The sequence below is a fragment of the Barnesiella sp. genome, from assembly GCF_022723415.1.
Taxonomy (GTDB): Bacteria; Bacteroidota; Bacteroidia; order Bacteroidales; family Barnesiellaceae; genus Barnesiella; species Barnesiella intestinihominis.
This window is the reverse complement of record NZ_JAIJHU010000077.1, coordinates 1-10,678: the sequence shown is the minus strand read 5'-3', so window position 1 is coordinate 10,678 and position 10,678 is coordinate 1. Positions and strand designations below refer to the sequence as shown.

Annotated in this window: 9 protein-coding genes; 3 read left to right on the top strand and 6 right to left on the bottom strand. The window is 43.6% G+C overall.

What is annotated here, in order from left to right:
- The 5 genes from QVD32_RS11875 to ruvX form a co-directional block, all read right to left on the bottom strand.
- On the bottom strand, positions 1–507 hold a 507-nt coding region (locus QVD32_RS11875; protein ID WP_287710255.1), incomplete at its 3' end, for a hypothetical protein.
- Positions 508–656: 149 nt separating this feature from the next.
- The gene (locus tag QVD32_RS11870; RefSeq protein WP_278709921.1) at positions 657–788 is read right to left on the bottom strand and encodes a hypothetical protein; all 132 of its coding nucleotides are present in this window, start codon (positions 786–788) and stop codon (positions 657–659) included.
- 349 nt (positions 789–1,137) lie between these two features.
- Positions 1,138–2,823, bottom strand: coding sequence for an energy-dependent translational throttle protein EttA (gene ettA, locus QVD32_RS11865; protein WP_118687475.1), 1,686 nt, complete (start codon positions 2,821–2,823; stop codon positions 1,138–1,140).
- 29 nt (positions 2,824–2,852) lie between these two features.
- A complete protein-coding gene (def, locus tag QVD32_RS11860) occupies positions 2,853–3,419 on the bottom strand; it encodes a peptide deformylase (RefSeq protein ID WP_118687474.1) in 567 nt (188 codons plus the stop codon).
- Positions 3,420–3,422: 3 nt separating this feature from the next.
- Positions 3,423–3,839 (bottom strand): Holliday junction resolvase RuvX, encoded by a 417-nt coding sequence (gene ruvX / locus QVD32_RS11855; protein ID WP_008861077.1) that lies wholly within the window; start codon positions 3,837–3,839, stop codon positions 3,423–3,425.
- Between the two features lie 272 nt (positions 3,840–4,111).
- Here ruvX and QVD32_RS11850 point away from each other — a divergent pair, with 272 nt between their 5' ends.
- From QVD32_RS11850 to QVD32_RS11840, 3 genes are all read left to right on the top strand, one after another.
- Positions 4,112–6,397: a GH92 family glycosyl hydrolase gene (locus QVD32_RS11850; protein WP_118687473.1), complete on the top strand. Its 2,286-nt coding sequence runs from the start codon at positions 4,112–4,114 to the stop codon at positions 6,395–6,397.
- A 37-nt stretch (positions 6,398–6,434) separates the two neighbouring features.
- Positions 6,435–7,373 carry an endonuclease/exonuclease/phosphatase family protein gene (locus QVD32_RS11845; RefSeq protein WP_021891011.1) on the top strand — a complete coding sequence of 313 codons (939 nt, stop codon included), beginning with the start codon at positions 6,435–6,437 and terminating at the stop codon, positions 7,371–7,373.
- A gap of 74 nt (positions 7,374–7,447) precedes the next feature.
- Entirely contained in the window at positions 7,448–8,893 is a 1,446-nt protein-coding gene (locus QVD32_RS11840) for a glycoside hydrolase family 125 protein (RefSeq protein WP_021891010.1), read from the top strand.
- 303 nt (positions 8,894–9,196) lie between these two features.
- Here QVD32_RS11840 and QVD32_RS11835 read toward each other — a convergent pair whose 3' ends face one another.
- The gene (locus QVD32_RS11835) at positions 9,197–10,480 is read right to left on the bottom strand and encodes a cellulase family glycosylhydrolase (RefSeq protein ID WP_021891009.1); all 1,284 of its coding nucleotides are present in this window, start codon (positions 10,478–10,480) and stop codon (positions 9,197–9,199) included.
- Positions 10,481–10,678: the final 198 nt, after the last annotated feature.

Below are 10,678 nucleotides of genomic sequence, written 5' to 3'. Positions count from 1 at the left end.
TACCATACCGTTGCCGCACATCACGTCGAATGTCAACGGGAACGATGCTCCATACCACGAGATGACTGCCCGATAGTTACCCGCCGTCGCTCCGTCGATCCCTTCGAAGGTCGACAGAGCCAATTCGTCTGACTGATCCATCGGTGGCTCCTTCGTCAAAGGTATTTTCTTAAATGTTATAGACATTATATCAACTTCAACTATCAATTTATAATTCTGATTTTCTTTATACTTTTTATAAATCCTTAAATCACTTTTCATCTCAAATCCCGAATCTTCTAACTTTTTAAAATAAGCAACGACAAACGGTTTATCTACATAATCCAAAACAACATACAACAATACGCTATCTTCCACTTCTTGGTAATCATATTTCGCTATTCCCCCATCATATGCAGGAAAGTCAGAGAGAAAAGAATATCTTTCCACCAAAGATCCCCACCCCCATGTTACATTATTCCGCTCCTGATCTTCACAGCCGATAATAAACGATGTCAATAACAACATACTCAACCATAAAACTTTTTTGCATTGGGAATTACGACAACACTTGTTTTCACTAAATCTAACTCCAATCATAATACTAAGATTTTATGACCCTCAATCCCCTAAATGGTCTAATTCTCTATAAAAAAGGTGTGAGGATTGTATCATGTTTATCCTACATTCAGGTCTTGGCTTACCCACAAGATAGATAAACAACAGCCCCACACCGTTATTGCTATATAAATCCACCTCTCGGCAGATATACGAGCAATCGATGCAGGTGCTACTGCGATTATCTTCATCTTGTTTCAGACGGCCAAGTTTGAATGTAGAAGACAACTTCAATAACACCTTTTCGAAGATGGAACCGCATTTCAAAAAATAAGTCGAAACACAAACTAACATTATTCCGAGCTATTTTTTAATAAGCTCACACCATCTTCTCCAATATGTCCTCTCAACGAATAAATTTCATTCCATTGAGATTCAATGCAAAATTAGTAAAATATATCGTCATACTATTAAAAAAAAAGAATTATAACAAAGTTCATCGACAAATTATAGATAAGTAGCCTACAACCGTCCTCCTATAACAAAGAAACGGCAAGCCCGCCTGTGGGTTCGCCGCTTCTTCTATAAAAAACAAATTGATCATTCCATAAGTTTGCGATAACGTACCCGATGTGGTTCCACATCGCCCATACGCTTTTTCTTATTTTCCTCGTATTCCGAATAAGAACCTTCGAAATAGAACACTTTCGAATCGCCTTCGAAAGCAAGTATATGGGTACAGATACGATCGAGAAACCAGCGGTCGTGAGAAATTACAACGGCACAACCGGCAAAATTTTCAAGACCTTCTTCCAATGCCCGCAAAGTGTTTACATCGATGTCGTTGGTAGGTTCGTCGAGCAAGAGTACATTACCCTCCTCTTTCAAAGCCATAGCCAAATGCAGACGATTACGTTCTCCACCGGAAAGCACCCCGATGAGTTTCTCCTGATCGGCTCCCGTAAAATTGAAGCGGGAGAGGTAGGCACGAGCGTTCATATCCCGACCACCCATGCGGAACGTTTCGAGTCCGCCCGAAACGACCTGATAGACCGTCTTGGCAGGGTCTATATCTTTGTGGGTCTGGTCCACATAAGCGATCTTCACGGTCTCGCCCACTTCGAAAGTTCCTTTGTCGCAAGCCTCCTGTCCCATAATCAGTTTGAACAGCGTGGTTTTTCCGGCTCCATTCGGTCCTATCACGCCCACGATACCATTGGGAGGCAATACGAAATCGAGATTATCGAAAAGCAATTTGTCACCAAAAGCCTTAGCGACTCCGTGAGCCTCAATAACCTTGTTACCTAGACGAGACCCGTTGGGAATAAAGATTTCGAGTTTTTCCTCTCGTTCCTTTTGGTCTTCATTCAATAGCTTATCGTACGAGTTCAAGCGGGCTTTACCTTTCGACTGTCGGGCTTTGGGAGCCATACGAACCCATTCCAATTCCCGTTCGAGAGTCTTACGCCGCTTGCTCGCCTGTTTCTCCTCCATCTCCATACGTTTGGTTTTCTGTTCCAGCCACGAGGTATAATTTCCCTGCCAGGGAATACCTTCGCCCCGATCGAGTTCGAGAATCCACCCGGCCACGTGGTCGAGGAAATAACGGTCGTGGGTAATGGCAATAACCGTACCGGGATATTGCTGCAAATGCTGTTCCAACCAATCGATCGACTCGGCATCGAGGTGGTTGGTAGGTTCGTCGAGTAACAAAATATCAGGCTGTTGCAACAACAGACGGCACAATGCCACCCGACGACGCTCTCCTCCCGAAAGGAATTTTACGAGTTGATCCTCAAGCGGACAGCGAAGCGCATCCATCGCCCGTTCCAATTTATTGTCTATGTTCCACGCATCAGAGGCATCGATGTGATCTTGCAATTCGGCTTGACGAGCGATCAAAGCCTCCATCTTGTCCGGGTTTTCGAGTACGTCGGGATCACCGAACGACTCGTTTACCTTTTCATATTCTGCCAGTAAGTCGAGAATAGGTTGCACCCCTTCTTGTACGACCTCTTTTACTGTTTTTTCAGGGTCGAGTTTGGGCTCCTGTTCGAGATACCCCACCGAATACCCCGGCGAGAATACCACTTCGCCCTGATACGATTTCTCCACTCCGGCAATAATCTTCAACAACGTAGACTTACCCGACCCGTTGAGACCGATAATACCAATTTTCGCCCCGTAAAAAAACGAGAGATAAATATCTTTGAGCACTTGTTTATGCGGAGGGAACATCTTGCTCACCCCCACCATCGAGAATATGATTTTTTTATCGTCTGCCATATAAAAAAGATAGAATTAAAGAGTAAAACTTATTTTTTCAAGGGAGTCGCTTTCACGCGATAGTCGCAGCGTACTTTCCCTTTAATGATATTGGTCAACTTCGATTTTATCAATTGCTTGCGAATGGGCGAGATTCGGTCGATAAAGACCTTCCCTTCCAAATGGTCGTATTCGTGTTGAACCACTCGTGCAAGATACCCCTCGATAACCTCGTCGTGAGGTTGAAAATTCTCATCGAGCCATTTCAACCTAATCTTCTCGATACGGGGAACCGGCTCGTGAATACCGGGCAGACTGAGACAGCCCTCCTCCCGGGTCTCCTTCGACCCGTCCTCCAATACTTCGAGAACCGGATTTATCAAGGTCAGCTTCACATCGGCGCACTCGGGAAAATACTCGGCCATAGGATTTACATCGATAACGATCAACCGGATAGAAAGTCCTATCTGCGGAGCTGCCAGCCCGATACCTTCGGCAGCATACATCGTCTCATACATATTTTCAATCAGCTCTTTCAGCTGAGGGTAAGAAGCATCGATCTCTTCGGTCTCCTTACGAATTACGGGATGCCCGTAAAGATAAACAGGTAGTACCATATCTTATTGTTTTTTACTTTCCAAATAATCCCTCAGAATTATCGTCGCACTTATCTCATCAACCAGCTCCTTATTTCGCCGAGCCATTTTGGACAAGCCTCCGTCGATCATCGCCCGATGAGCCAAAACCGAAGTGAACCGCTCGTCAAAAAACTCTATCGGCACATTGGGAAAAAGTTTTTTGAACCGGTTGACAAAAGGGGTTATATAGCGCATACTCTCGGACGGCTGGTTATTCATCTGCCGTGGCAGCCCCACGACGACCCGTTCGACCGACTCTCGCTGCATATACTGCGTGAGAAAATCGATCAACTGCGACGATGCCACGGTTGTCAATCCGTTTGCTATAATTTGCAACGGATCTGTCACCGCTATGCCCGTACGCTTTCTTCCGTAATCTATTGAAAGAATCCTTGCCATATTAGAGTACAAAGATACGTATAAGCGGGAGCAGAGCAAAACAAAGCTCGCTTTAATTTTATTCGGCCGAGCGGAAGTATCTTCGAGTTTCAACTTAAAGATAGCAAAAGGTGAGTGCAGAGGTCAAATAAATTTGGCGGTGCACTCACTTATGCGTATATTTGAACCATATTTTATTCCACGCCACTAATAACCCCCAAATAAGGATTCGTTATGATTTCTTACGAATGAATGTGCATCGAACCGATCATATTAACATAACACCTGATAAGATGAACAAATTTTCTGTCATTTTCAAATTATCTTTCATCAACACTATCTTTTTTTATCTACCCGTTCTCGCAAACAATTCCCCCGTAGATTACGTAAACACTCTCGTAGGGAGCCAATCGAAATTCGAACTGTCCACCGGAAATACCTATCCAGCTATTGCAATGCCGTGGGGTATGAACTTCTGGACTCCGCAAACCGGAGATATGGGCGACGGTTGGACATATACATACAATGCCGACAAAATAAAAGGGTTCAAACAGACCCACCAACCCAGTCCATGGATGAACGATTACGGGCAATTCGCCCTTATGCCGGTAACCGGAGGAGTCGTGTTCGAACAGAACCAACGTGCCAGTTGGTTCTCTCATAAAGCCGAGATAGCTAAACCTTACTATTATAAAGTATATTTGGCCGACCATGATGTCACCACAGAAATGACGGTAACGGAACGAGCCTCTTTATTCCGCTTCACATTTCCCGAGGAGCAAAATTCATATGTTATCGTCGACGCTTTCGACAAGGGCTCTTATATAAAAATCATACCCGAAGAGAATAAAATCATCGGATATTCCACCCGGAATTCGGGGGGCGTTCCCGAAAATTTCAAGAACTATTTTATCATTGTTTTCGACAAACCGTTTCAATTCACCGCCGTGGCTCTCGACAATGCCATCAAGACCAACCAAACCGAAATCGAAGGAAACCATGCAGGCGGTATTATCGGTTTCTCCACACACAAAGGAGAACAAATACACGCACGAGTAGCCTCGTCTTTCATCAGTTTCGAGCAGGCGGAATTGAATTTGCAGGAACTCGGCGATGGAGATTTCAACCGTTTAACAGAAGAAGGAAAGAACCGTTGGAACGAAATATTATCCAAAATTGAAATTAAAGACAACGACATCGACAATTTGCGTACGTTTTATTCCTGTTTATACCGGTCGGTTCTTTTTCCACGAGCATTTTACGAAATAAATGCCGAGGGTGAAACCATTCATTACAGCCCTTACAATGGACAAGTATTACCCGGTTACCTATTTACCGACACCGGATTCTGGGATACCTTCCGCTCTCTATTCCCGCTGTTAAATCTAATATATCCCTCGATGAACGAAAAAATGCAAGAGGGATTAGTCAACGCTTACAAAGAAAGTGGATTTTTACCCGAATGGGCCAGCCCGGGACATCGGGATTGTATGGTTGGAAACAACTCGGCCTCGGTTGTCGCCGATGCCTATATCAAAGGCTTGCAAGACTATGACATAGAACTGTTATGGGAGGCTTTGAAACACGGAGCGAACAACCACCTGAAAGGCACGGCATCGGGAAGAGTCGCTTTCGAAGCGTACAACCGGTTGGGATATGTACCCAATAATATCGGTGTGGGACAAAATGTCGCTCGCACATTGGAATATGCCTATAATGACTGGTGCATTTATACCCTCGGTAAGAAATTGGGAAAACCCGATAGCGAAATAGAGATTTATAAACAGCGAAGCCTAAACTATAAAAATGTGTACAACCCGTCGGAAAAACTCATGGTCGGGAAAGACGATCGGGGAAAATTCAATCCTCGTTTCAGCGCCACGGATTGGAGCGGCGATTTTTGCGAAGGGAACAGTTGGCATTGGAGTTTCTGCGTGTTCCACGACCCGCAAGGACTCATAGACTTGATGGGGGGCAACGAAGCATTCAACCACATGATGGACTCGGTTTTCGTCATACCCAGCTACTTAGGAATCAAAAGCCGGGGAGTCATACATGAAATGAGGGAAATGCAAGTGATGAACATGGGACAATATGCCCACGGCAATCAGCCCATACAACACATGGTATATCTGTATAACTACTCGGGAGAGCCGTGGAAAGCGCAATATCGGGTGAGGGATATCATGGAAAAACTCTATTCCGCCACTCCCGACGGATATTGTGGTGACGAAGACAACGGACAAACCTCGGCTTGGTACATATTCTCGGCTCTCGGATTCTATCCTGTCTGTCCCGGAACCGACCAATATATTATCGGGACACCATTATTCAAGGAGGCAAAGCTGCATCTGGAAAACGGGAAGTGCCTGACCATCGAGGCCAAAAACAATAGCGCAACAAACAAATATATTCGTTCGATAAAACTCAACGGAAAGAACCACACACTCAATTATTTCAAGCACAACGTCTTGGTAGAAGGCGGGAAAATACAATTCCTCATGGACAACGAACCCAATTTGAAACGAGGCTCAACCAAAGAAACTGTGCCTTATTCTTTCTCTTTGGCGAATGAATAAAATGTAGTACTTTTGGAAAGACAAATCAATATCATATATGAACTGTAAGAATAGCATAGGTATCCTATCCGTAATAATCATACTGTTATGTGGTTGTCAACCCGATAAAAAAACCACATTTACCGCAGCCTCCTATAACCTGAGGAACGCAAACAGCGCCGATTCGTTGCAAGGAGACGGTTGGGGAAATAGATGCCCCATCATAGCCGGGCTGGTACAGTTTCATGAATTCGATATTTTTGGGACACAAGAAGGGCTCAGACATCAATTAGACTCCCTGAAAACGAGCCTCCCGAAATATGATTACATAGGCGTGGGGCGTAATGATGGAAAAAAGGAAGGCGAACATGCAGCCATTTTTTACCGAATCGATAAATTCGAATTATTGGAACACGGAGACTTTTGGCTATCGGAGACACCTGAAAAACCGAGCGTCGGCTGGGATGCGGTTTTACCGAGAATCTGCACTTGGGGACATTTCAAATACAAAGAAACCGGATTTGAATTTCTCTTTTTCAATCTCCACATGGACCATATAGGGAAACAAGCCCGAGTAGAAAGCGCTTTGCTCGTACAACAAAAAATGAAAGAAATAGGCGAAAATCTACCAGCTTTACTCACCGGAGATTTCAATGTAGACCAGACTCATCGCTCCTACCTCGCCTTAACAAAAAGTGGAATACTCCGCGACGCATTCGAAGTAGCCGACTTGCGTTATGCGATCAACGGCACATTCAACGGTTTCGACTCTGACAACTACACCGAAAGCCGAATCGACCATGTGTTTGTAACGCCTACATTCCATATTCTGAAATACGGCGTTCTCACCGACAGCTATCGTCGTATGAAAGAAGGCGCTCAAAAAGCCTCGGTAAAAGATTGTCCCGAAGAAATCTCAATCAGAAGATACGAATCTCGCATACCGTCCGACCATTTCCCTGTAATGGTCAAGTTGGCAGTATGCGATAAAAACTAAAACGATATACGTCGATTTCCCAATTATAACTGATACACATTTTTATTTATTAACCATACATACAGTATATTTTTATGAAATCTATTGCAAAAGTAAGTTGCTTATGTCTGGCTCTCGGATATGGATTCTCCTATACCCATGCAGCCACAGCTCGTGTAGCGACAGCACAGCAAGACAACACCCGGATACAATACACAAGCAACCGTCCGCAAGAACGCTTGTTCGTATCCAACGCCGTAGAAGAACAAATCAAACGAGTAAAATCCTTATTGACAAATGCCCGGCTGGCTTGGATGTTTGAGAACTGTTTTCCGAACACACTCGATACGACCGTACATTTCGATGGGGACGACGATACTTTCGTATATACCGGTGATATACACGCCATGTGGTTGCGCGACTCAGGAGCTCAAGTATGGCCCTACGTGCAATTGGCTAACCAAGACCCTCGATTAAAGAAAATGTTGGCAGGGGTCATCAACCGCCAATTCAAATGTATCAATATCGATCCATACGCAAACGCATTTAACATGGGTCCTACCGGAGGGGAATGGATGTCCGACATGACAGATATGAAACCCGAACTGCACGAGCGCAAATGGGAAATAGACTCGCTGTGTTATCCCATTAGGTTAGCCTATCAATATTGGAAAGTTACCGGTGATACCAGTGTATTTGGCGAAGAATGGATACAAGCCATTACGAATGTACTGCGAACTTTCAAAGAACAGCAACGGAAAGAAGGCAATGGCCCCTACAAATTCCAACGTAAAACAGAGAGAGCTCTCGATACAATGACCAACAACGGATTAGGGAATCCGGTAAAACCCGTCGGACTAATAATCTCTGCGTTCCGTCCCTCCGACGATGCCACGACATTCCAATTTCTCGTTCCTTCAAATTTCTTTGCCGTAACTTCATTGAGAAAATCTGCTGAAATCCTGCGGAAGGTAAATCACAACGAGAAACTAGCGAAAGAATGTTCCGATCTGGCCCAAGAGGTAGAAACCGCCCTGCAAAAGTATGCGGTTTATAATCACCCGAAATACGGTAAAATATATGCCTTCGAAGTCGATGGATTCGGGAATCAACTGCTGATGGACGATGCCAATGTTCCCAGCCTGCTGGCAATGCCCTATTTGGGAGATGTGGACATAAACGATCCTATTTATCAAAACACCCGCAAATTCGTATGGAGCGAAGACAACCCCTATTTCTTCAAAGGTAGCGCCGGCGAAGGCATAGGAGGCCCCCACATCGGTTATGATATGGTATGGCCTATGAGTATTATGATGAAGGCATTTACCAGTCAAAATGATCAAGAAATAAAAGAGTGCATAGAAATGTTGATGAAAACGGATGCCGGAACAGGATTTATGCACGAATCGTTCCATAAAAACGATCCTAAAAATTTCACTCGGGCTTGGTTCGCTTGGCAAAACACACTTTTCGGCGAATTAATTCTGAAACTGGTAAATGAAGGGAAAGTAGACTTATTGAATAGCATCGACATTCAATAAAAATAAAACGCAAAAGAAATAAAAATGCCCCTGTATTACAGGGGCATTTTTATTTCTTTTCTTTAAAACAGCAGCTCAAATATTAAAATAGCATAAAATAAGAATGATTTTTTCAGAAAACATGTTGTAAAACATATAAAAGCAGTATATTTGCACTGTGTTTTTCATGGTATTAGATTTAAGGTTAAGAAGATTGGTTGTCGGGAGACAATCAATTTTTTTTATTTTTACTCTCATAGTAAAATCATCGATATAATCAAAAGATGCCCCGACGACCGTAACAAGAAATCATTTCCATCTTATTTATCGAAGAGTAATATATACCGGAGCCCCTGTCAGGCACGGCTCTATAACTCCATTCGACACCTCTACAATATCGGTCCGACCATATAAATCGGTTGTGACCAATCGGGGAGAAACATCTCCCACCGCTATCTTTATTGAATGAGGCACTATCTTATCAGGACTTTCCATTACTCCCGGAGCCGTCCAAGCGACCAACTTTTCATTGCCGTTCTTGTCGATAAAACGGAGTACGAAATCCCTCTTGTTCTCTGTCTTCATTCGGCAATCCAACTTGTATCCGCTTAACTCTTTCACAAAGGTTTTACAAGCATTATAGGCGGGAGTCATATTTCCTGCACGGTATAAAGCAAATCCCTCTTTTCCACCCCATTCATACCAAATGGTTACAGGCAACCCCTCTAATAAATCAACAAGGTATTGCCGAATCACGTGCCACGCTTGATATTCATACGCAAGAGAAGGATCGCCCCCTGCATATCCCTCGGCCTTTCCCAAAGGGAAACCCCGCTCCGAATTTATCCAAAGACGTCCGGTATCTCCACCGGCTTTCTTCATTAAATTGCGAGTATGAGAATATGCCTCCATGTAATCCTCCGGAGCTTTCACGCCATAAGGATGCACCGACCATATATCCCAATGGATATCCAACATACCATCTGCAAAACAATAGGACATCCATTTATAAGACTCAGACCACATGTTCGAAACCGAACCCGCCAAAATCACACAATCGGGATTGGCCTTTTTCATGGCCGGCACGGCAGCCCGTACCAAATCTGTATATTCCCGGGCATACTGAGGGGAGTTGCCGACTTTCCCATGACGTCCCCAAAATGTCATCGTATTCGGTTCGTTCCATATCTCCCATATAATATTTCGCCCTTTATAGTGTTTTACCAACTCAGCTGCAAAATCGGCATAAGCCGAACGAGCCGGTTCGTCTTTCACATGCCCGTACAGTTTATTACTAAAAGCCATACAGCCAATAATTTTCAAACCTCTCTTCTCACAATCGTTTACAAAACGATCATACTGACTAAAATCATAAACACCTTTTTCTCGTTCGATAGATTCCCAAATAAACCCTCGTCTTACCCACTTCATACCTAATTCCTGTACACGATCTAAATCTTCCGGGCCATCGGTATCGCCTTTTAACTGAACTCCCATATTATAAGGAATTGTTCCATCGGGAATAATCTTCGACAAAGCAAAAGAAGGGAAAACCGAAAACGATAACAAGCCTAAAAAAGCTAAATTCTTCAAGAGTTTCACATTCATAACTAAACCAATTTTCATGATATTACTATATACATAAAGACGATAAAAGAAAAAATCTTTACCCACCTCAAACCAAAATATTTAGAGACGGTCTCTATTTTTTATTCATAGATAGCCTACCGCCATCATACCGGGAAAGATACAGAGTTTTTAAATTTATCCCCGACAAAACAAAAAAGCCTGTAAGAATTCTTACAG

What these genes read in the sequence shown, in the direction of transcription:
- QVD32_RS11870 (WP_278709921.1), bottom strand. Translation starts at nt 788, where the DNA reads ATGAAGATAATCGCAGTAGCACCTGCATCGATTGCTCGTATATCTGCC.
- ettA (WP_118687475.1), bottom strand. Translation starts at nt 2,823, where the DNA reads ATGGCAGACGATAAAAAAATCATATTCTCGATGGTGGGGGTGAGCAAG.
- def (WP_118687474.1), bottom strand. Translation starts at nt 3,419, where the DNA reads ATGGTACTACCTGTTTATCTTTACGGGCATCCCGTAATTCGTAAGGAG.
- ruvX (WP_008861077.1), bottom strand. Translation starts at nt 3,839, where the DNA reads ATGGCAAGGATTCTTTCAATAGATTACGGAAGAAAGCGTACGGGCATA.
- QVD32_RS11850 (WP_118687473.1), top strand. Translation starts at nt 4,112, where the DNA reads ATGAACAAATTTTCTGTCATTTTCAAATTATCTTTCATCAACACTATC.
- QVD32_RS11845 (WP_021891011.1), top strand. Translation starts at nt 6,435, where the DNA reads ATGAACTGTAAGAATAGCATAGGTATCCTATCCGTAATAATCATACTG.
- QVD32_RS11840 (WP_021891010.1), top strand. Translation starts at nt 7,448, where the DNA reads ATGAAATCTATTGCAAAAGTAAGTTGCTTATGTCTGGCTCTCGGATAT.
- QVD32_RS11835 (WP_021891009.1), bottom strand. Translation starts at nt 10,480, where the DNA reads ATGAATGTGAAACTCTTGAAGAATTTAGCTTTTTTAGGCTTGTTATCG.